Origin of the sequence: Ureibacillus sinduriensis BLB-1 = JCM 15800, from assembly GCF_000772955.1 — a bacterium.
In the GTDB taxonomy this organism is placed as follows: Bacteria; Bacillota; Bacilli; order Bacillales_A; family Planococcaceae; genus Ureibacillus; species Ureibacillus sinduriensis.
The window spans coordinates 163,765-185,972 of sequence record NZ_JPVO01000054.1 but is presented as its reverse complement, the minus strand read 5'-3'; the positions used below and the strand labels follow the sequence as shown (position 1 = coordinate 185,972).

21 protein-coding genes and 1 pseudogene are annotated in these 22,208 nt (G+C 39.3%); 2 read left to right on the top strand and 20 right to left on the bottom strand.

What is annotated here, in order from left to right:
- Positions 1-8 precede the first annotated feature (8 nt).
- The 11 genes and pseudogenes from CD33_RS14910 to gpr form a co-directional block, all read right to left on the bottom strand.
- On the bottom strand, positions 9-752 hold the full coding sequence (locus CD33_RS14910; RefSeq protein WP_036201797.1) for a 16S rRNA (uracil(1498)-N(3))-methyltransferase: 744 nt from the start codon (positions 750-752) through the stop codon (positions 9-11).
- Positions 753-993: 241 nt separating this feature from the next.
- Positions 994-1,932: pseudogene (gene prmA / locus CD33_RS14905) on the bottom strand (50S ribosomal protein L11 methyltransferase).
- Positions 1,933-2,008: 76 nt separating this feature from the next.
- Positions 2,009-3,118, bottom strand: a complete 1,110-nt coding sequence (dnaJ, locus tag CD33_RS14900) for a molecular chaperone DnaJ (protein ID WP_036201796.1) — start codon at positions 3,116-3,118, stop codon at positions 2,009-2,011.
- Positions 3,119-3,386: 268 nt separating this feature from the next.
- Positions 3,387-5,219: a molecular chaperone DnaK gene (gene dnaK / locus CD33_RS14895; RefSeq protein ID WP_036201795.1), complete on the bottom strand. Its 1,833-nt coding sequence runs from the start codon at positions 5,217-5,219 to the stop codon at positions 3,387-3,389.
- 63 nt (positions 5,220-5,282) lie between these two features.
- Entirely contained in the window at positions 5,283-5,855 is a 573-nt protein-coding gene (grpE, locus tag CD33_RS14890; RefSeq protein ID WP_036201794.1) for a nucleotide exchange factor GrpE, read from the bottom strand.
- Positions 5,856-5,868: 13 nt separating this feature from the next.
- Positions 5,869-6,903, bottom strand: a complete 1,035-nt coding sequence (hrcA, locus tag CD33_RS14885; RefSeq protein WP_036201793.1) for a heat-inducible transcriptional repressor HrcA — start codon at positions 6,901-6,903, stop codon at positions 5,869-5,871.
- A 90-nt stretch (positions 6,904-6,993) separates the two neighbouring features.
- Entirely contained in the window at positions 6,994-8,139 is a 1,146-nt protein-coding gene (gene hemW, locus CD33_RS14880) for a radical SAM family heme chaperone HemW (RefSeq protein WP_036201792.1), read from the bottom strand.
- A 354-nt stretch (positions 8,140-8,493) separates the two neighbouring features.
- The gene (locus CD33_RS14875; RefSeq protein ID WP_036201791.1) at positions 8,494-8,820 is read right to left on the bottom strand and encodes a hypothetical protein; all 327 of its coding nucleotides are present in this window, start codon (positions 8,818-8,820) and stop codon (positions 8,494-8,496) included.
- Positions 8,821-9,078: 258 nt separating this feature from the next.
- The gene (gene lepA, locus CD33_RS14870; RefSeq protein WP_036201790.1) at positions 9,079-10,911 is read right to left on the bottom strand and encodes a translation elongation factor 4; all 1,833 of its coding nucleotides are present in this window, start codon (positions 10,909-10,911) and stop codon (positions 9,079-9,081) included.
- Positions 10,912-11,210: 299 nt separating this feature from the next.
- Entirely contained in the window at positions 11,211-12,116 is a 906-nt protein-coding gene (spoIIP, locus tag CD33_RS14865; RefSeq protein ID WP_036201789.1) for a stage II sporulation protein P, read from the bottom strand.
- 48 nt (positions 12,117-12,164) lie between these two features.
- On the bottom strand, positions 12,165-13,193 hold the full coding sequence (gene gpr, locus CD33_RS14860) for a GPR endopeptidase (protein WP_036201788.1): 1,029 nt from the start codon (positions 13,191-13,193) through the stop codon (positions 12,165-12,167).
- Positions 13,194-13,358: 165 nt separating this feature from the next.
- On the opposite strand from gpr, the gene rpsT reads away from it, so the two are divergent.
- Complete coding sequence (gene rpsT, locus CD33_RS14855; protein WP_036201787.1) at positions 13,359-13,610, top strand: 30S ribosomal protein S20; 252 nt, start codon at positions 13,359-13,361, stop codon at positions 13,608-13,610.
- Here the strand turns inward: rpsT and CD33_RS14850 are convergent.
- The 4 genes from CD33_RS14850 to holA all read right to left on the bottom strand — a co-directional run bounded on the left by CD33_RS14850 (position 13,607) and on the right by holA (position 17,042).
- Positions 13,607-13,810, bottom strand: coding sequence for a hypothetical protein (locus tag CD33_RS14850; RefSeq protein ID WP_036201786.1), 204 nt, complete (start codon positions 13,808-13,810; stop codon positions 13,607-13,609). The two genes, rpsT and CD33_RS14850, sit on opposite strands and share 4 nt — an antisense overlap.
- Positions 13,811-13,924: 114 nt before the next feature.
- A complete protein-coding gene (locus CD33_RS14845; protein ID WP_036201785.1) occupies positions 13,925-15,250 on the bottom strand; it encodes an efflux RND transporter periplasmic adaptor subunit in 1,326 nt (441 codons plus the stop codon).
- Positions 15,247-15,771 carry a hypothetical protein gene (locus tag CD33_RS14840; protein ID WP_140422937.1) on the bottom strand — a complete coding sequence of 175 codons (525 nt, stop codon included), beginning with the start codon at positions 15,769-15,771 and terminating at the stop codon, positions 15,247-15,249. Before CD33_RS14840 ends, CD33_RS14845 begins: the two co-directional genes overlap by 4 nt.
- A gap of 260 nt (positions 15,772-16,031) precedes the next feature.
- Complete coding sequence (gene holA / locus CD33_RS14835) at positions 16,032-17,042, bottom strand: DNA polymerase III subunit delta (RefSeq protein ID WP_036201783.1); 1,011 nt, start codon at positions 17,040-17,042, stop codon at positions 16,032-16,034.
- Positions 17,043-17,216: 174 nt separating this feature from the next.
- Here holA and CD33_RS19990 point away from each other — a divergent pair, with 174 nt between their 5' ends.
- Complete coding sequence (locus CD33_RS19990) at positions 17,217-17,381, top strand: YqzM family protein (protein WP_036201782.1); 165 nt, start codon at positions 17,217-17,219, stop codon at positions 17,379-17,381.
- Positions 17,382-17,437: 56 nt separating this feature from the next.
- On the opposite strand, the gene CD33_RS14825 is transcribed toward CD33_RS19990, so the two are convergent.
- From CD33_RS14825 to rsfS, 5 genes are all read right to left on the bottom strand, one after another.
- Complete coding sequence (locus CD33_RS14825; protein WP_235863176.1) at positions 17,438-19,729, bottom strand: DNA internalization-related competence protein ComEC/Rec2; 2,292 nt, start codon at positions 19,727-19,729, stop codon at positions 17,438-17,440.
- The gene (locus tag CD33_RS14820) at positions 19,710-20,282 is read right to left on the bottom strand and encodes a ComE operon protein 2 (RefSeq protein ID WP_036201781.1); all 573 of its coding nucleotides are present in this window, start codon (positions 20,280-20,282) and stop codon (positions 19,710-19,712) included. The genes CD33_RS14825 and CD33_RS14820 overlap by 20 nt, the downstream gene beginning before the upstream one ends.
- Before the next feature lie 79 nt (positions 20,283-20,361).
- On the bottom strand, positions 20,362-21,063 hold the full coding sequence (locus tag CD33_RS14815) for a helix-hairpin-helix domain-containing protein (protein WP_235863174.1): 702 nt from the start codon (positions 21,061-21,063) through the stop codon (positions 20,362-20,364).
- Positions 21,064-21,104: 41 nt separating this feature from the next.
- Positions 21,105-21,848: a class I SAM-dependent DNA methyltransferase gene (locus CD33_RS14810; RefSeq protein WP_036202305.1), complete on the bottom strand. Its 744-nt coding sequence runs from the start codon at positions 21,846-21,848 to the stop codon at positions 21,105-21,107.
- Positions 21,848-22,195, bottom strand: coding sequence for a ribosome silencing factor (gene rsfS / locus CD33_RS14805; protein ID WP_036201780.1), 348 nt, complete (start codon positions 22,193-22,195; stop codon positions 21,848-21,850). Before rsfS ends, CD33_RS14810 begins: the two co-directional genes overlap by 1 nt.
- Positions 22,196-22,208: the final 13 nt, after the last annotated feature.

The following is a 22,208-nucleotide window of genomic DNA, read 5'->3' as shown; positions in this document are numbered from 1 at the left end:
CACCTCTTTCATTCAAATTCATATGATATAGCAGAAAGCGCATATAGCGGTGCTGTTTCTGCTCTTAAAATTCTTGGTCCAAGAGACATTGTTTCTGCCCCGGCTTGCAATAAGCTGTTTGCTTCGTTTCTTGAAATTCCACCTTCAGGACCAAATATTAATAAAATCGACTTCGATTCATTATCATACACTTTTTTAAGTTTATCTGCAAATCTTGTTCGTGTTTCCTGCTTTGCATCCTCTTCATCTGCAATAAATACTGCATCATACCCCGAAAGAAGTTCAAGGAGCTGTTTAAAGGATACCGGACTCTTAATGCCGGGAATATAGGTTCTATGCGATTGCTCTGCTGCTTCTTGGGCTATTTTTTGCAAACGTTCTGTTTTTTTCTCGCCTTTTTTTTCGTCCCATTTCACAATGGACCGCTCCGCACTAAAAGGAATCAACGCATGCATGCCTAGCTCGGTACCTTTTTGAGTAATTAGTTCAAGTTTATCTCCTTTTGGCAATCCGCATGCAATATCCACTTTGATGGGCATCTCAGGTGAAGGGACCGTTTTTCCTGTTTGTCTTACAACCACTTCTTGTCCAATTGAAACAATTTCGCAAATAAATGCAGTATCAGCATGAACAATTGTAACTTGGTCGCCATTTTCCATGCGCATTACCTTGGAAATATGACGGGCGTTTTCTCCAATAATTGATAGTTCCCCCAGTTCATTGAACCGTTCGCGAACGAAATAACGCTGCATTGTACACCTCCACATTCTTTGATAATAAGTACTGCTTGCCTCATTCGGCATTTGCCTAGGGTGGGGAAAGCTGCGCACCTTGCGATGTCGGGTGAAGTAAATGCTGGGAAGTACACCATCAACTTCACTTCCGACAGAATGGCTACTGTCCTATATCTGGCTATGCACTTGAAGCTGCATTTTATAATTCTGATAAAACACAAGGAGCTGCCCCTTATTATTGGGACAACTCCTTTCTTATTTATGGTCGCCGTGCTATGATGGCCACCCAATCTTCCATCATCAATACTTCCTCAATAATGAAGCCCGAATTAATTAATGCTTCTTTTACGTCATCTTTTTTCGCATTAATTATACCAGAAGTCACATATAGCCCACCAGGTTTAACGATTGAAAAGGCGTCATCGGTAAAGGTCATGATGATTTCGGCCAAGATATTCGCAACAACGACATCCGCTTGTTCCGTCACGGTATCCAGCAGATTGCCTTGATGAACTTCCGCAATATGTTGTACCTTGTTATGTACTATGTTTTCATATGCAGATTTAACTGCGACTGGATCTAGATCAAGCGCATGAACTTTCTGTGCACCAAGCATTGCGCCTGCAATTGATAACACACCTGAACCCGTTCCAACATCCACCACAGAATCCCCTTTTCTTACAACCTTTTCCAACGCTTGTAAGCACATGACAGTTGTAGGATGTGTACCTGTACCAAAGGCCATACCGGGATCCAGCTCAATAATGAGCTCATCAGTGTTTACCGGTGTATATTCTTCCCAAGATGGAACAATTGTAAATCTTTCAGATATTTTTACAGGATGATAATATTGCTTCCAGGCCGTTGCCCAATCTTCTTCATGCACTTCTCACATGGTGAATACATTTTCCCCCAGATTGATATCAAAATTTTCAAGATTTGCGATTGCAAGTTTAATTTCTTCAACAGTTTCTGCCAAAAAACTAGAGACTGGTAAGTAAGCTTTGACGATAACCCCACTTGCCGGGAAGTCATTCGGGTTTAAATCATAAATCTCGCCAAACTGATCTACCCTTTCTTTCTCCATTTCTGTTGAATCTTCAATGACAACACCACTTGCGCCTGCCTCGTGATAAATATTTGAAATTGCTTCAACCGCTTCGTTTGTTGTTAAAACCGACAATTCTGTCCATTTCACTTGCAATCAGCTCCTCTAAAATTTGTCTCCAGGACAGCAAATTTTTAGTGCCCGAATATGGACACTAATTGTTCAATTACTCACCTTTAAATGTCTTTTTAATTTTATCAAATAATGAACTGCCATGTTCTTCCGGAATATCGCCACTAATTTCTGCGAAATCGCGCAATAGTTGTTTTTGTTTTTCTGTCAGTTTTGTAGGTGTCATTACTTTTACAATGACATATTGATGCCCTGTTCCGTAACCGTGGACATTCTTGACACCTTTATCCTTAATTCGGAATTGAGCACCTGATTGTGTACCAGCCGGGATTTTCAATTTAACTTTTCCATGGATTGTCGGCACTTCTATTTCATCACCAAGAGATGCCTGTGGGAAAGTTAGTTTAAGTTCATAATAAATATCATCGCCATCTCGTTCAAAGTATTCGTGGTTTCTAACATTGAAGACAATATATAAATCACCTGAAGGGCCGCCGTTTATGCCTGGTTCACCTTGACCAGTCACACGTAATTGTTGCCCATCATCAACACCAGCCGGTATCGTAACTTTGATTTTTTTGCGTTTTTGAACTGTTCCAGAACCATGACATGTTGTACACTTTTCAGGAATAATTTTGCCGGTCCCACGACATGTATTACATGTACGGCGGTTTACCATCCGACCGAATGGTGTTTCAACTGCTTGGTTTACTTGGCCAGCCCCATTACATGTTGTACAAGTTTTTGCGCTAGTGCCAGGCTTTGCACCCGATCCACTACAAGTATCACATGTTTCTTCTTTTGGTATTTCTATCTCTGTCTGCTTACCGAAAACCGCATCCTCAAAAGAGATATTCATACGGTACTGCAAATCATCACCTTTTCTTGGTGCATTTGGATCAGTTCGTCGTCCACCGCCACCGAAGAATGAGCTGAAAATATCTTCAAATCCACCAAATCCGGAACCTCCGAATCCACCTTGGTTAGGTGCTTCATGGCCAAATTGATCGTATTGGGAGCGCTTCGCATCATCGCTCAAAACCTCATAGGCTTCCGCTATCTCTTTAAATTTCTCGTCAGCTCCAGGTTCTTTATTGATATCCGGATGAAATTGCTTTGACAGTTTGCGATAAGCTTTCTTTATCTCATCTTTACTTGCACTTTTACTGACCCCAAGCACTTCATAGTAATCACGTTTACTCATCTGTCACACTCCGCTCTTTTTCATAACGTATATTTTAACATGTTCGTATAATACTGTATATGAAGATGGATTTTATTTAGCTACTTTGAAATAGACAAAACCGAAATTAGAAAAACACAACTCGACCCAATTATTATAGGCCGAGTTGAAGTTTTTTCTTAGGCGGAAGGAACTTTTATGAAGAATTCTCCATATTTATCCGCGGAAAAAGTCAAAGTCTGTTAACCTCGACTTTGACTTTTCCCTTTCATCTATCTACCATTTAAGACTATTTATCGTCTTTTACTTCTTCAAAGTCAGCATCTACAACGCCGTCATCTTTTTTATCTGGACCTGCTTCCGCCTCACCTTGTGCAGCTTGTGCAGCAGCTGCCGCTTGTTCATATACTTTCATAACCAAAGGTTGTAGGATACCTTCTAATTTTTCTTTAGAAGATTTAATTCCTTCGATTTCACCAGCTTCTAATGCTTTTTTCAATTCTTCTTTCGCATCTTCTACTGATTTTTTCTCATCTTCAGTGATCTGTTCACCAAGATCTGCAATTGTTTTGTCAACTTGGAAGACTAATTGGTCCGCTTCGTTACGAACTTCAGCTTCTTCTTTACGTTTCGCATCAGCTTCAGCATTAGCTTCCGCCTCTTTTACCATACGTTCGATATCTTCGTCCGTTAAGCCAGAATCTGACTGGATAACAATTGTTTGCTCTTTTTGTGTACCTAGGTCTTTCGCTTTTACGGAAACAATACCGTTTTTATCAATATCGAATGTTACTTCGATTTGAGGTACGCCGCGTGGAGCTGGTGGAATATCCGCCAATTGGAAACGACCTAAAGTTTTGTTGTCCGCAGCCATTGGACGTTCACCTTGTAACACGTGAATATCTACAGCAGGTTGGTTATCTGCAGCTGTTGAGAATACTTGCGATTTTGAAGTTGGAATTGTCGTGTTACGTTCGATTAATTTCGTGAATACGCCACCCATTGTTTCAATCCCAAGTGATAGTGGAGTTACGTCAAGCAACACGATATCTTTCACATCACCAGTCAACACGCCACCTTGAACTGCAGCACCCATTGCAACCACTTCGTCCGGGTTAACCCCACGGTGTGGATCTTGATTTGTTTCTTTTTTCACGGCTTCTTGTACTGCCGGGATACGAGTGGACCCACCGACAAGAATAACCTTATCCAATTCAGATGCATTTAAACCTGCGTCTTTTAAAGCTTGACGTGTAGGGATAATAGTACGTTCTACTAAATCACGTGTTATTTCATCGAATTTTGCACGAGTTAAGCTCACTTCCAAGTGAAGCGGACCATCTGCCCCTGCAGTAATGAATGGCAACGAAATTTGTGTTGATGTTACACCCGATAAATCTTTTTTCGCTTTTTCAGCTGCATCTTTTAATCGTTGCATCGCCATTTTATCTTTAGATAAGTCGACGCCATTGTCTTTTTTAAATTCCTCAACTAAGAAGTCGATTACTTTTTGGTCAAAGTCATCGCCACCAAGCTTGTTATCACCAGCAGTTGCCAATACTTCGAATACTCCGTCCCCTAATTCTAGGATGGAAACGTCGAAAGTACCGCCCCCAAGGTCGAACACTAGGATTTTTTGGTCTTGATCTTGTTTATCAAGCCCATAAGCAAGTGCAGCAGCTGTTGGTTCGTTGATAATACGTTCGACTTCTAGACCCGCGATTCTGCCAGCATCTTTTGTCGCTTGACGTTGAGCATCATTGAAGTAAGCCGGAACTGTAATTACAGCCTTTGTAACTGTCTCGCCTAAGTAGTCTTCCGCATAACCTTTTAAGTATTGAAGAATCATCGCTGATACTTCTTGAGGAGTATATTCTTTATCTTCAACAGTTACTTTTTCTGAAGTACCAATTTTGGATTTGATCGATAAAATTGTATTAGGGTTCGTGATTGATTGGCGTTTTGCCACTTCACCAACTTGTTTTTCCCCATTTTTAAACGAAACTGCCGAAGGAGTCGTACGGTTGCCTTCCGGATTTGGGATTACTTTTGGTTCGCCGCCTTCGAGAACTGCTACGCAAGAGTTTGTTGTACCTAAGTCAATACCAATAATTTTGCTCATTTTAAATTTTGCCTCCTAATATTTAAACACGAAAATTGTGCTTTCTACTAAATTGTAATATCATTATTCATTTACTGAAACCATGGATGGACGTAAAACGCGATCTTTTAATTTATAGCCTTTTTGAAGCTCTCTTAATACAATACCAGTTTCTTTTTCAGAATCTGATTCTTGCATTACAGCTTGATGAACATTTGGATCAAAAGCCTCTCCCTCTGCTGGGATCAACTCCAACCCTTCCTGTTTCGTTGCATCAATCAACGTTTTGTAAACCATCTCGATCCCTTTATAGAGTGAAACAGCATCATCAGAACTTACCTCAACTTGCAATGCTCGGTCTAAGTTGTCGATCACCGGCAACAATTCCGTCAACAAATTCTGGGCTCTGTATTTTTCTGCCGCTTCACGATCCAGCTGAGAGCGACGACGCATATTATCGAAATCAGCACGCAGACGTAAATAACGATTTTCTTCTTCCTGGAGCTTTGCCTCCAGTTCAGCGATTTTCGCGTTTAATTGCTCTTCCGGCGACAACGCTTTTTGTTGTTCTTGCGTTTCTGCACCGTTTACTGTTTCTTCCTCTGTTTGGTTAATTTCTTCTAGGTGTTGTTCTTTGTTTTCCGTAGTTTCGGACACGAATGTCTCCTCCTTATAACCCATCATTTACTTTATTCGAAAGTGCACTTGAAAGTCCACTTCGCATCACATCAAGTAGCGAGACAACCCGCTGGTAATCCATTCTTTTTGGACCAATGATTGCAATTGATCCTTCTTGGTCATTACCAATGGAGTACGACGCTGTAATTACACTTAAATCATCCATTACTAAATGATTGTTCTCGGATCCAATACGAATATGAATGCCCGTGTCTTCAGGATGGAACAAAGAAATTACCTGGCTTTCCTTTTCCATCATTTCCATGAGCGCACGAACTTTATTTAGATCGTGGAACTCCGGCTGATTCAACATGTTTGTTTTACCGCCAAAATAAATTTTCCCTTCATTTTGGAAGGTAGCAACATTCCTCAACGATTGGATAAAGGAATCCGCAGTGTTTACGTGTTGCCTCAAAACATAAAAAGTTTCCAGTTCGAGCCTGCTTTGAAGCTCCAATAATGAAATACCCACTAAGCGTTCATTCAGAATATTGACTGTTTTTTCAATATCCGAAGGGAAAAATCCTTGCGGAAGTGTAATTGTTCGATTTTCTACATGTCCATTATCTGTAACAATGATTGCGACTGCAGTTTGTTCTGATAAAGGAACTATTTGAAATCTTTTTACGCGATGTTTACTTACATTAGGTCCAAGCAAAATCGTTGTATAGGAAGTTAAATCAGACAAAATGTTAGCAGATTCACGAATTACTTGTTCCATCTCTACTATTTGGTTTTTAAAAATAGATTGAAATAAGCCAATTTCCTGGGTAGACATGGAGATCGGTCGTAGCAAATGATCTACATAAAATCGATAACCCTTTTCAGATGGAACACGGCCAGAAGAAGTATGAGTCTTTTCAATAAAGCCCAGTTCCTCCAAATCGGCCATCTCGTTACGGATTGTGGCCGGACTGGACGTAATCCAATCCTTCTTTGAAATTTGGCGTGATCCTACTGGTTGAGCTGAAGTAACAAAATCATCAACGATTACTTGCAATATTTGTAATTGTCGATTCGTTAACATTGTCATCACCTCTGTTAGCACTCATTAACAAAGAGTGCTAATACTATTATTAAATTATCAAATCATTTAAATGATGTCAACGGAATCGCTCTATTCGCCCAATAAAAATTGTTGGAAAATCTCGTTTCCGACAAAGCGACCCTGTCGACTCAGCCTAACACCTTTTTCATCTCGAATAAGTAAGTTATCACTAACAAGTTTCGTTATTTCTTTACCGTATAGCTCGTCCATGGATACGCCAAATTTTGTTTTGAACTCACTAAACAATACCCCTTGAGTTTTTCTCAAACCTAAAAACATCTGTTCTTCATACTTTTCCTCAATGGTCACTTCATGCTTATGGACGATGGGCAACTTATTATTGTTGATTGATTCGATATATTTCTTGATTGGACCATGATTTGAATAGCGATTTCCTAAAATGTATCCATGGGCACCGGCACCAAAACCTGCATATTCATCGTTATCCCAATAAATTTTATTATGTGTTGATATGTGGCCATCTATCGCAAAATTACTTATTTCGTATTGTTTCTTTTCTTTTTCTTCCATTCGCCGCATCAACAAGTCATACATATCGGCTTCCAAATCTTCCGTAGGCAAATTGAGCTTGCCTTTTGCGTACTGAATGTAGAAGATCGTTTTAGGTTCAACAATTAATGAATACGCTGAATAGTGCGGAAGATTCAGCTCCAATGCTTTTTCCAGCGTATCTTCCCATTGCTCCATGGATTGGCCTGGCAAACCGTACATTAAATCGATACTGATATTATCGAAGCCCACCTTCTTTGCTAGTTTAATGGTATCAAAGACATGTTCGTTGGAATGCGTGCGCCCGATTTTTTTAAGCAGCTCCTGATCGAACGATTGAACGCCCATACTCAGACGATTTACCCCACCTTGTATCAATGCCTCCAACTTATCTGCTGATAATTCGTCGGGATTTGCCTCAGAACTAAATTCTACAAGCTGTTTTGTGGGAAGCAGCGTATTTATAAGATGCAAAAGTCTTGTGATTTGTTGTGCAGAAAGTGCGGTTGGAGTACCACCACCAAGGAAGATTGTTTCAATATCTTGAAATTGTTCCGGTGTTTTCCTGACAGCCATTTCAATCTCTTTGCCAACTGCTTCTATATATTCATCTACTGGTTGATTTTTAAAATATACTTTATTGAAGTCACAATAATTACAAATTTGATGACAGAAAGGAATATGTATGTAGACACCCCGCGCCATTTAAAATCCCTTCTTTCCTAAGAAATCTCATATCTCTCTATTGTACCCTTTCACCATAAAAATTCAATTCAATGCTCTTAATTGCTTACAATTACGTTGATGCCTTCTATAGATTCCCAAATAAAAAAAGGTCTGAAAAAATCGGATTTCAGACTGTTGACAAACGCTTTCACCCTGCGTTGGTTGTCTCGTTCGTCCCCTCATGAACGTTTTGTTCTATTCATCCCTTCACTCGACTCCCCGCCTTGTCTGCCAAGCATTTTCAAGACAGTCTGGGTAATTTTTCATTGAAAAGAGTAGTCTAAAAAAAACGTGTAGACAAAGTCGAAGATCGACTTTGTCTACACTCTGAGATCAAATGGCGATATTAATTTGTTCTTTAAATAAGTCGACAAACAGCTCGATTGTTGAGTAATTAGAAAATTTCGTTGTAAAACGAACTGCTTCTTCTTTGGAATTAAAAGAAAATGCACTGACTTCCTTTGCAAACTCGTATTTTCCATTTTGAAGCGTAATTAAGTATACACGTACGACTGGAAGATATGACCTCTGTTTATCCAAGTTATCTCCTGCCAACAATACCCCAACCGCTGCGTCCTGTTTATCAACAATTGTTGATAGTGCTACTAACTCATCATTTTCAAACCATTCAGGAATTGCTACCTCTACTATATTATTCACCTATCAACATCTCCTTTGTTGCTTTTCACGAAGCAAAAAATCAATATAAATACCAATAAATAACAAATTATAGCTTTTCGATTGGTTTATTTAGATAAATTGTACTATACTTCTCACATTTCTAAAAGAGTTAAATTAAATATTTTTCTACTTTTTGCAATATATGAAATAATGTTTCAATAAAAAACAGATTATCTTCAAAAAAATGAAGATAATCTGTTTAATAACTTGCCACAAATCAAACGAACGGGCAAATTATTATTTTTTGTTGCTGTCATCCATTTTCAGTACCGCCATGAAGGCTTCCTGAGGAACTTCAACCGATCCTACTTGTTTCATTCGTTTTTTACCTTCTTTTTGCTTATCAAGAAGTTTACGTTTACGTGAAATATCACCGCCATAACATTTTGCGAGCACGTTTTTACGAATTGCTTTAATGGTAGAACGGGCAACAATTTTCTGACCGATTGCCGCTTGAATCGGCACTTCGAATTGTTGACGAGGGATTAGTTCTTTTAATTTTTCCACGATTACTTTCCCGCGCTCATATGCAAAATCACGGTGAACGATGAAGCTTAATGCATCTACTTGCTCCGCATTTAATAAAATATCCATTTTCACCAGCTTCGACGGCTTATAGCCGATTAACTCGTAATCAAACGAAGCATAGCCTTTTGTATTTGATTTCAAGTAATCAAAGAAATCATACACAATCTCGGACAGTGGCATTTCATAAATAATGCTCACACGGCTCGTATCAATATAATCCATCGTCATGAAGTTTCCGCGTTTTATTTGGCAAAGCTCCATAACCGCCCCTACATAATCGTTCGGAACCATGATTGTTGCTTTGACGTAAGGCTCTTCAATACGATCGATTTTTTGGGGATCAGGCATCATTGACGGGTTATCAACTTTTATAATTTCACCATCCGTTAAATGTACATCGTAAATTACGGAAGGAGCTGTTGTAATTAGGTCGATATTGAATTCACGTTCGATACGCTCTTGAATAATTTCCATATGAAGCAGCCCAAGGAAACCGCAACGGAAACCAAAACCTAATGCCTGGGAAGTTTCAGGTTCATATTGGAGTGCAGAATCATTCAATTCCAATTTTTCAAGCGCTTCACGAAGATCGTTATACCTTGCAGTATCGATTGGGTAGAGACCGCAGTATACCATTGGATTTAATTTGCGATACCCTTCCAGCGGTGCTTCAGCCGGACGATTGGCAAATGTTACCGTATCCCCTACCCGTGTATCTCCAACATTTTTAATAGATGCTGTCAAGTAACCAACATCACCGACAGTCAGCTCGGCTTGAGGTACAGATTTAGGAGTGTGGACCCCTACTTCAATTACTTCAAACTCCGCTCCAGTTGCCATCATGCGAATTTTATCGCCCGGCTTGACCGTTCCATTGACGACTCGAATTGAAATAATGACCCCTTTATAAGGATCGTAAACAGAGTCAAAAATTAACGCTTGAAGTGGCGCTTCCGGGTCCCCGTTAGGAGCAGGCACCTTTTCCACGATTTGCTCCAATATTTCCTCAATACCGATTCCAGCTTTGGCTGAAGCAAGGACAGCTTCAGAAGCATCAAGTCCAATGACATCCTCAACTTCCGCACGTACACGTTCCGGATCGGCTGCAGGCAAATCGATTTTATTGATCACCGGCAAAATTTCCAAATCATTATCAAGGGCCAAATAAACGTTTGCAAGCGTTTGTGCTTCAATCCCTTGTGCAGCATCTACTACTAAAATTGCCCCTTCGCAGGCTGCTAAACTACGCGAAACCTCATATGTAAAATCCACGTGTCCCGGTGTGTCGATTAAATGGAATGTGTAGGTCTCACCATCTCTAGCTACATATTTCAGCTGAACTGCATTTAATTTAATTGTGATTCCCCGTTCACGTTCCAAATCCATGGAATCCAGCAACTGTGCTTTCATTTCACGTGAAGTGATTGATTTTGTCTTCTCTAAAATACGGTCAGCCAATGTGGATTTACCGTGATCGATATGGGCAATGATAGAGAAATTTCTAATGTTTTGTTGTCGCTTTATACGTTCTTCTCGATTCATGTCGTGTTCACTCCTAATCAAATACGCCTCCTACGTATTAATTTCCGGCATCTGCCGGAAATAACCAAAGCGGCTTCTCCAAATAGAAGCCCTGAGCCTTTGGAATACGCTGGAGGCATTAACCTTTATCAGTCAGTTGTTAGTACTGATAGCTTGGTAACCTGTTATCGTCTATATATTACAATTCCTTCAAAAAAAGGCTAAACTAACTTGAATTATAGCAGTGACACAACAACTTTAGCAATGATGTAGTGAGAAAAAACGCAAAATATTATGATTCACATCACATTATTTAATGATTAGGCATTTCCTTCTTTATTCACAAAGGTATTGGCAATCGCCTGTGCAAGAACCGCGATTGTTCGATACACCTCATCTTCGGTGTTATCGATTCCGCCAATTTCGATCAATAATAAATTACTGGATAAATCCTGATTATAAACCCCATCTACCCCATCTCCGGATTTTTCAATAATCCCTCTTGATATATTGGGGACTATTTTATTTAAAGCCTGACTCAAAGAATTGGCATGGGTTAAATTCGACTTATAATTTGGATTTTCTGCCCCGATAACGAATGCGGTTTTAGCGTAGCCCACATTGTTATATGAAATAGTCGATTTCTTGTGGCCAGTTGCATCCCGATGGATATCCAAAATTAAGTCATACTCTTTTTTCTTTAACTCTTGATTTATGAAAGTGCGTGCTGTCGAATAAGAAGAAGCCATTGTTTTACCCTGTTTGACTGTTTCAGCCATAATGTCTACATCAAGTGTGGTTGCGTTTAAACCGTTTAATTTAAAGTAGTCTTCCATAACTTGCGACATGGATAACAAATTTGCTTTGTCATCATACACAGCAACGGTTCCTGTTTGACTTTCTGCAAACGGTTTATAGGTTTCTTGAGAATGTGTGAAAACAAACAATACATCAAATGAATCCATAGCCGGTTTAACATCCGTTGCGCTACCTTCTGTTGCTATCACTTCTGTTGCAGCCCCATCCGTTGTCGTTACTTGCGTTGCCGTCACTTCTTCCGAGCTCTGCTCGGATTGAACATTGGTCGATGCATAGACTACTTGCTTTTCTTCAGCAATAGGAGGCTCGTATTTTTCATTGTTTGGAAAAGGCAATAGTCCTGTAATGATTGGTAACATAAAAAAGAAGACTAGAAACACAGATAGAATTTTAAGTTTTTTTAACATGACATCCTCTCCTTCCACTACCATATGGAGGAGGATGTCCTTTTAGAACTATTTCACTTTATGTTCCATCCAGTTGAAGAGACATTTGCTGATGAGGATTGAATATTTCGTAATCCATACATCCACTTCTTTCGGAGTTACAATCAGTCTTTCAGGATGGGAAGCAAAAGCCTCTTCAAATAACTGAAGTCGGTCTTCATTAGACCAAGTCGACCACTCCCCAAAAATCGGTTTAATTAGATTCAAATCTACTCTTTGATTTGAATCAGGTGTCCAAGAAGAAACAGACAGTTTACCCGAAGGCTTTCCTTTTTCTTCTATTCTTGCAGCAATGGAACGGAATACATTATCGATTGCATCCGCTATAATAACGGTTGCATCCACAACCGTCGGCACACCAATTGCCGTGACGGGCACTCCCATTACTTCCTTGGATACTTCCGTCCGCTGATTCCCTACGCCCGATCCCGGGTGAATCCCTGTATTTGTAATTTGAATGGTTTTACATAAACGAGAACTGCCCCTAGTAGCCAATGCATCAATGACCAATACTAAGGAAGGTTTGATTCTCTCGGTGAGGGCACGGATAAAATCACTCGTTTCAAAACCGGTCTGACCAGTTACGCCTGGAGCGTACATAATAAAATGATCACTTGGGTTTTCCGATTGTTCATTTTGCATTGAATCAATTGCAAAGGGGCCGATTGCATCAGGTGTTATTGTTTTATTGCCCAAGCCGATTACAAGGACTTTGCTATCCTTGGTAATCTCTATGTCTTGATGAATATCATCAAGGTATTTTGTAAACGATTTTTCCAGCTGTTCAAAACCGTTCGTATCATCTATGGTTAAGGTTGGGACGGAAAGGGTTATATATGTTCCTTCCTTTTTCCCGATTTGCTCCTGCCCATGCTCATCAACAACTACTTTTGTTACTTTGACCCGACCTTCGCTAAATTCATCAATATTAACGCCACTAGTTTGGTCAAGCCTATTCTTTTGCTGCTTGGTCTGATGCTCTACTACTTCTGCTGATTCATCAATTAAATCGGTTCTACTCCAATTTACTTCTATCATTCATAATCACCTCTTTTATATGTTGGACAAACTGTCAAGTAAATATTCTTTGCATTTATCTATTGCAATTAACTCTGTGGTTTGGTAGAATGATTTTTGTTGTATTGACAAACGAAAATAGTGAGAAGATAACTCATCTCGTACCTTATTTAGGAGGTGAAAGATATGCCAAACATTAAATCTGCAATTAAACGTGTTAAAGTTGCTGAAAAAGCTAACGCAGCTAACGCTCAAGCTAAATCAGCTATGCGTACTACAGTGAAAAAAGCTGAGCAAGCACTTGCTAACAATGCTGACAACGCTACTGAATTAGTAGTAGCAGCTAGCAAAGCACTTGATTCTGCAGCATCTAAAGGTCTTATCCATAAAAACGCTGCAGCTCGTAAAAAATCACGTTTAGCTAAAAAAGCTAACTAATCATTAAGAGGTTTTCCAAAATCATTATTTTTATGATTTGGAAAACCTCTTTTTCGTTCTCCAAAAAATAAAAAAGGCTCGGACATAAGCCGAAAAAAACCATTTTCCCGAAAGAAGGAAAATGGTTTTTCTTGATGTAGTCTAAATTGCGAAGGACGCGCATCCAACGGCATGGCTCGAGCCTGTAGTCTCTCCCTCATGCAGTTCCTCCAGGAGTCGCCCCGCCACTCCAATCAATTTACATAATATCAATTTCTTAATATAGGTTTTCCCATTATTCTAAGAAATTTTTACTTAGTCCCGGCCTCGTAATTTTAAAAAATTAAATATTTGGCATATTGCTTCCAATCAAGTTGCTGCAGAATGGCTTTACTTGGGATTTCAGAGGGCATTGGGAAGAATGCATTGGATAATTCATCCTTCACGCGATCATGGAAGATGATTTCGCCATTTATCAAATTGCTGGTCAAAATCGTTTCCCCGTTATCTTCGAAAGCAACTTTGACCTCATTCGTACGTATTTTGCCATCCTCATCGATTGAATAAATATATTCTACTTCAGTTGTCCCTTCATCAGTAGCGACTTTTTTTTCAACAAGCCAATCCTTCTTTACTCTCAGTGCATTGGAGGCTTCATTGATGATAATTTTTGCACTTGTCAAGCTCGCGTATGGCTTGTTCAATATTGAGCTATCCAGATCTACCCTTACTTCGAATGAGAGCGGTTCCGGGATTTCTGCCACCTTCCCCATTTCTTCGAACCATAATGAATCCGTAGCCGGAATATCTTGTTTCTCCACTACAACACCCAACAATTCTTCATCCTCATTCTCTTCTAAACCATTCATATCTTCCGTATCAGTTTGAAGGAGAGTATCCCCTTCGTGATCAACCAGAGATCGCTCCAGTTCAACGGTTTGGTTCTCCATGACCTGCTCCCACTCTTGCTGTGATATGTAGGTGATTAAGTTCTTCTCATCAGTATACATAACGAAAGTTATATTACCGTTTTCTTCCACAATCTCCCCGATCACTCCTTCGATTGGGCTTGAGAGTACATTTGAGAAACTAAGCTCGGAGATCCTCTCTTGCAATATCTCCATATTTCTTTCAACCTCGGCCATCTGCTTCTGGATAGTCGCGATTGCTTCGAAAGGAGAGCCTTGCGTGATTTCTGTCTCAACAGTTACAGATAATTCATCCCCCACTTGTTCCGAATCAATGGAAGTGATCGGATCTTCAACACCCTGCGCCTCCAAGCGCTCCAGAATGCCTTCTAAGGTGTTCAATTCTCTTTCGTACGCATTTATCTCGGATTGAAGTTTGGACTGTTCCTGGGCAATCTCATCAGTTTTATAGGATGCAATGATTTCATTCATACTCACCTTTTGTCCAGGCCGAACAGAAATTTGGGCAAGTGCATTTGCATCTGCCGTAATTCGGATTTCCTCCTCCGGCACAATCATCGCTTCTTTCTCCAAATAACCTCTTTGCTGATCCAGTTCCACTCTTTCATATTCCGATATATAGTAAGACCGTGCAATTTTGCTATTGTCTTTAAAAATAATGATGCAATTCATTATTAAAATCGCTAACAATAAAATGCCTGTTCCAATATAAATCGCTCTAACCCGTTTCATAAACCTACCACCTTAGAAATATAATCATAGAGAGGTAATATACTAATCCCAGCTGTTACTAGCGCAAAGAAAATTTGAACAGCAATAATTTTCGCCAGTAACATTCGCTTGCCCTCCACTTCCCATTTCGATAAAACTTTATACTGAATAAAAATGGTAGCAGCTGTCGCAATCGTCAGTTGATTAAAAAAGAAGATCACAAAACTATCATCCGTAATATATGTACTGACAGGACCTAAAGACAGGAACGAAATTGCGGTCGTAAAACCGGACATGGCGAAGACTAAAAATAGGATTAATTTTTCTATTAGAATACTAGCAATCACGAATAGTTGTATTTTTGAAATTGCTTTAAAGGAATGATCTGTCAGAATCGAAAGGCATAATGAGATAATATAGTAATGAAAAGCAAAGAATAATAACCCCTTTACCGCAGCCCCAAATAGAGATAAGTAGCGGCTTGCAATATATTCTTCTTCCACATTGGCCGCCATGAGGTAAGACAAATTCTCAGTACCCATCCCCCAAATATTTCTTGTGACAAAAAATAAAATGGTTAATCCGAGGAGTATAAAAAATCGGCTCTGATAACCTTTCATTTGATAACCCTGTTCTTGATTATCTAGTGCAAATGCGAGTTTACTAGGATTTAATAGAGAATTCCAAAACTTAAATTGATAGTCCATGAGAAGTCCTTTCTTTCTAGAGAAATATGTTTAACTTAATATAACAGATTTTGTAAATAGTTTTAAATGAGAAGGGTAAAAATACTCCAATAGATTTATATCGCTTTAAGAAGGAACATTTCTAAATACCTCTCTCGATTACCGCTGACCGACTTTAATTTCAAGTCAATTTCGGATAGATTTTTGAGGGCTTTCAATAACCTTTCCTCACTCGGTCGATCTCTTGTTTCCAACATTAGTTTCACTCGATATGGGTGAACTTTTAATTGTTTTGAGATTTGATTTGGATGATAACCTTTTTTTTGCAAATAATATACATTGTTCATTGTCCGGATATTTGAAGCGAGAAGTCCAACCAACATAATCGGCTCTTCCTTTTGTCTGAGCAAATCATGGTAAATTTGAAGAGCCACTGGTACATTGTTCGATAAATAAGCATTCAGCATTTTAAAGGCATCATGCTCCAAAGTCTTTGCAACCAACTCTTCTACCAAATTTACGGTAATTTGTTTTTCTTCTCCCAAATATAATGCAATTTTTTCAATTTCAATCTGTAGTTGTAGCATATTCGACCCAACCATCTCGACTAACTTATTCACCGCTTCGTCGTTAATGCTTTTTTCAAAACGATTTACCTCACTTCGAATCCAGGTGCCCAAATCATTCTCTTGTGGTGTTTCGGCATGCAGAAGGATGCTTTTTTCTTTCATTATCTTAGTAATTTTTTTACGTTCATCCAATTTCTCATAAGGGGCTACGAATACCGTGACACAAAATTCGGATGGCTGTTGCAACCAATGTTCGAGCCGCTTCAGGTTATGGTCTATTTTCTCTTTCCCTTTTTCCGTCGCTTTTAAAAAAGAAGCATTTTTAGCGATAACCAATTTTCTTTCTGAAAAAAATGGAAATGTATCTGCTTCATCAATGACGGAATCAACAGGCGATTCTCCCATATCGAAAGTGATTACCTCTGCTTCTTCCGCTGTATTCAGCCCTTGTTTGATCCGTTTGATGGTTTCATCGATAAAATAAGTTTCCTCTCCATAAATACAATATACAGGAGCAATTTGCCCATTTTTTATCTCTTTCCAAACTTTTGTAAACATATTGCTTCCTCCTACTACAAAGTCATATTTATAAGTATACACGTTTTTTATTTTCTATCATCTATGTATAAAAATTTTCGATTATACAAAAGGTAGTTAGTAGAAATTGATTTATTGGATATAGCTTTTTATAATATATTCACTTATAATTGATGTTGAGTAGGAGGGATAAGTATGTCATCACATGATGAAAACGTTGTAACTCACAATCCTTTTGAAGGAAAAAACGGCGCATCTATGCGTAACCAAGCAATTGATGCTGGTGTAGGATTTGGCGTTTCATTCGTATTTTTTGCAATTATGTTTATTATCGCAATCATTGTTGATGTAGCTGCATAATAAGGCTACCGCGAAAAGGGGAATTCAAGTTTAACTTGAGATTCCCCTTTTTTCATTCACTTTGAGTTACTTGTCCTTAACTTCATTGTTTCCCCACTTATGCGCAGCTCAATAGTCCCATCTTCCCCAGTGGTGAAAGTAGGCAGTCCCAGCTCTTGAAAACGTTCCACCACTTCCTTGTGAGGATGCCCGTAGCGATTACCTTCTCCTGCACTGAAAATGGTAATAGCTGGCTTTATTCTTTCTAAAAAGACTTCACTACTGGACGTTTTACTACCGTGATGCCCCGCTTTCAAAACATCAATATGGGCCAAGGATGGATATTGTCGGATAATCGACTCTTCCCCCTCCTCTTCTACATCACCCATGAAAAGCCCTTCAAAACGATCTGACGTTACGTATAGTACGAGTGAATCATTATTCCCTTCGTATGTTGTTTCATTCGGCCAAAGGTAAGTAAATGTAAACCCCGCTTTGTTCCAAGAGACATTCGCGATTTGCTCTATGATTGGTATATTTCGTCTCTCTGATTCGATCACCAAATCGTTCATGACATCCTTTTTATACGAACCTGGTGAAATGTGTATTTCCCCAATTTGGATTTCCTGCACTATCTCCTCCGCTCCTTCAACATGATCACTGTCGGCATGCGTTAGGATGAGTTTATCAATTTTTTGGATCCCCTTCCCCTTTAGAAAAGGCACCACAATATCCCTGCCTACCTCATAAGGGTTGCGGCTATTCTTCCAACCTTCCTCGTTAAACCGCAATACCCCGCCTGAATCAATTAAATAAACTTCACTCTTAAGAGGCAGTTCGACCAGTATACAATCTCCTTGACCAACATTGATAAAGGTAATGATTAAATCATTGGTCAACTTCCCGCCATAATGAACAATAAGCGCAGGTAGAAGAAGAACAGAAATAACCTTCAATAGCTTACTCCTTCTATCTAAAAGATAAAACGTCGCAAAAACCCCGATATAAGCTATAGCAATCAAAGTAAGTGGAGGCTTTCCAGGGGTCCACATCTGATAAGGTATTCCCTGCAGGATGTCGATAAATGCTGTAAGGGCAGCTCTTGAAGGTTCATAAAGTTGAAACAGCAGATTAGTTAATGGTTCAGCAATATAAGAGATTGCCAATAAAATAAGATTGATGGGCAGAATGATAAATGAGAAAAGAGGAACGAAGAAAATATTCACAATCAGTGAGGAGAGACTTAATTCATAAAACTGAAAGAGTAATAGAGGATACACAAGTAGTTGAGATACAAAGGTGATGAGGAATGATTGAATAATCCACGAAGGATGGCGGTTGATAAGACGGCTTGAAAATATGAGGCTGGCTGTTGCCAAATAGGATAATTGAAAACCAATTTGGTAGACAGACCAAGGTTGCAATAAGACAAACAATATAAAACTTATCGAGAGGGCATCATCCGCTGCCAACTTCCCCCTTAAGCGGCTAATCATGATCAGTTCAACAACCATCACCGCTCTCCAAACCGAGGGGGCTCCACCCGCAAGAACAGCGTAGATAGGCAAAACGACCAAGAGAACACCAGACGCAAGCTCCCTTCTCACTCCCAACCTCAGAAGACCCTGAAAGAAAATAAACGCCACAATCGCTATATGCAGGCCTGAAATTGCAAATAAATGGGTGATTCCCAATTTCTGATAGGCCCTCGTTGTATGTTCGTCCACATTTTCCTGCAGTCCGATAATAAGGGCTTGGGCTTCGGCAACAAGTGATGGCGGAAAGCTTTCCTCAATGTGTCGTTTTACGTTGAAGCGTTGTTTGGCAATTTTTTGATAAAGACTTTGACTTTTCCCTTCAAAATTCCAATTGGTTACTTCAACAATACCTAGAGAACCCTTGCTTTTTAAATAATTACTCATGTTGAAGGCGTAGTCATGATTTGGTTGATAAGGCTCCACCACCTCTCCTGTTACTAAGTAACGATTTCCAACTAACGATTGCTTCTGGTAATCAAGCTTTTCCTGTTCAGACTTAAATCTATAAACTGCATACACATTTCTGCCTCTGTCATCTTTCATAAAACCACGTAATGTATCGCCATTAATTTTATATTCATCTGTCCATGTTAAGGAAGCCGGAACCTGGAGGGGATCTTCGAATTGCTGCAGCAAGTACGTAAAGTAAATATAGCTGCTTAAAGCGGTGATGGTGATGCCAGCGACATGCAGCATACTAATTTTTTTGAAACGAAGAAACAGAGAAAACGGCGCCAATAAAAACAAGAACCTCACCGATTCGTGAGCTGCAATGGAAGCAACGAGAACCGATAAGGCATAGAAAATGCATTTATGCTTGAACGAGATCAAATAATTGTTTCACCTTCTCTTCAAAAGGTTGTAGTTCTTCTTTGGAAGCTCCAAGACTTCTCAATTTATCCAGCATATTTACTGCAAGCTCGAGCTTTTGATTTTGCAAAAAGTCGATTTTTGCCTCGTCAAAAGGAATTTGTACAACTTGTACATTGGCCTTCCGGAATAATTCTAAAGCATATTCGCTATTTTTATAGTCTTTTGCATAGTATAAGTTTCTAATCCCTGCTTGAATAATTGTTTTCGAGCAAGGTAAACAAGGAAAATGTGTCACATAAATATCCGCACCATCTGCCGGGGTACCATATTTCGCACATTGCAATAGTGCATTTGTTTCGGCATGAACCGTACGGACGCAATGATTGTCCACAACATAGCAACCATCTTCAATACAATGTTCATCTCCTGAAATCGAACCATTATAGCCACCCGCAATAATCCTTGTCTCTCGAACAATTGTTGCGCCAACAGCCAATCTGGCACATGTACTTCTCATGGCCAATAGATGGCTTTGCGCCATAAAAAATTGATCCCATGTAATTCGCTCCATATGATTACCTCCAAACTATCTAATTACTAGTTTAGATGCAAAAACAAGTTTATGCAATGCGGGATCTATTTGTAATTTCTTACTTTACGATAATTTTATCTTTTAATTTTTCAAAGGTTTTATCACCGATGCCCGATACATTTTTTAAATCCTCTATTGTTTTGTATGGCCCGCTTTCCTCACGATAGGCGATGATTGCCTGAGCTTTCGATGGCCCAATTCCCGGCAGTGTTGTTAAGCGCCCCTCATCGGCACTATTCAAATCCACCTTATCATCAAGCGAGTTATCCGATGTGGCGGGAGAACTTGATATTTGGCCACTTGCAAAACTTTGAACTGGCTCCTCGCCAGTTTTTGGTATATAGATTACCATTTCATCCTGCAGCTTTTGTGCGTGATTCACTGCTACAGATTGAGCATCTGCTGTATAGCCTCCCGCTCTTTCAATTGCATCGATGACTCGATCGAAGGTTGTTAACTCATATACACCTGGTGATTTTACAGCACCTTTAATATCAACCATGATTTTTTCAATCGATTTCTCTGCTGACTCAGTGGCCTCATCACGAATCACTTCTTCACTTTGTTGTTGTGGAATTGTAGTTATTGTATAGGCTTCTTCTTTATTCGAAGGGTCTTGCTGGAGGAAAATATAAAGGAGAATGGCACAAATAATGCCGGGGAATAGCATTACTCGTCCATACTTTTTTATCGCTTGCAAAATGATAAAAAACACCTCTCTAAAGAGGTAAATCATATGGAGTATATTTATAATATACATAATTTACCTTCTTTTGAAAAGTGTCTAAATCGTGATTATTTTTATTTAATTGCCCGGATAAAAATCCGTTCACTTTCTTCCGTCGGACTTTCGTCAGTCCAGTCCGCTGTTACTTCTACATCTGTAAAACCAATTTCCTTTAACCATTCTACATATTGATTGGCAGGGAACGTTCTTTGAAAATGTTCCTCTTCGAACCGTTCAAACAAGCTGCTCCCCTGTTCTTTTACGAAGAAGGTCATCTGGTGATAAATTGAATGTTCAAATTCACCGGGCTCCGTAAACCAGATATAGGTGACCTCCCCATCGTCGTAAGTGAATGGGCTTTCCATAAAAATATGATCCATTTTAAATAATGAATGAACATCAAAAAATAATTGTCCACCCTTACGTAAAGAATCATAAATTCTCTTCAATGTTTCAACCACCGCTTCAGATTTCCCCAAATAGTTAATGGAATCAACCGGGATGGTTACAACATCTAAATCGGAGAAACCTTCCAATTCATCCATTGACATTGCAAACAATGGGATTGCAACGCCGTTCGCTTGGAGGCGTTCATAAGCAACGGCCAACATTTCCTCGGATAAATCGATTCCACTCACTTCATATCCTTTTTGATGGAAAAGAAGAGAAAGGGTGCCTGTGCCACAGCCAACATCCAATAATCTAGGATATTTTTCATTTGGAGCATGTTTCTTTACCCAGTTCACATATTGTTCATACGGAACATCTTGCATTAATTCATCGTACACAAAGGCAAATCTTTCGTAGCTTGAGTTCATCATTCTACTGTTGGCAAATCAAGTTGAGGCGCATCTCCCCAAAGGCGTTCTAGATTATAAAATGCTCGTTCGTCTTTATGGAAGATGTGTACGACAATATCTCCAAGGTCTACTAGAATCCAGCGTGCAGAGTCAAATCCTTCAATTCGTTTTACCTCATAGCCGTTTTCTTGCGCTTTTTCCTGAACTTCTCGTGCAATTGCTTGCGCTTGTCGGTCAGAGTTACCGTTGCAAATCAGGAAGTAATCTGCAAGTAATGAGATGTTTTCCATATTCAAAACAACAATATCTTCAGCCCTTTTATCATCTAGTGCTTTATAAACAATTTCCAGTAATGTTTGGTTCATTCTCCACTTTTCC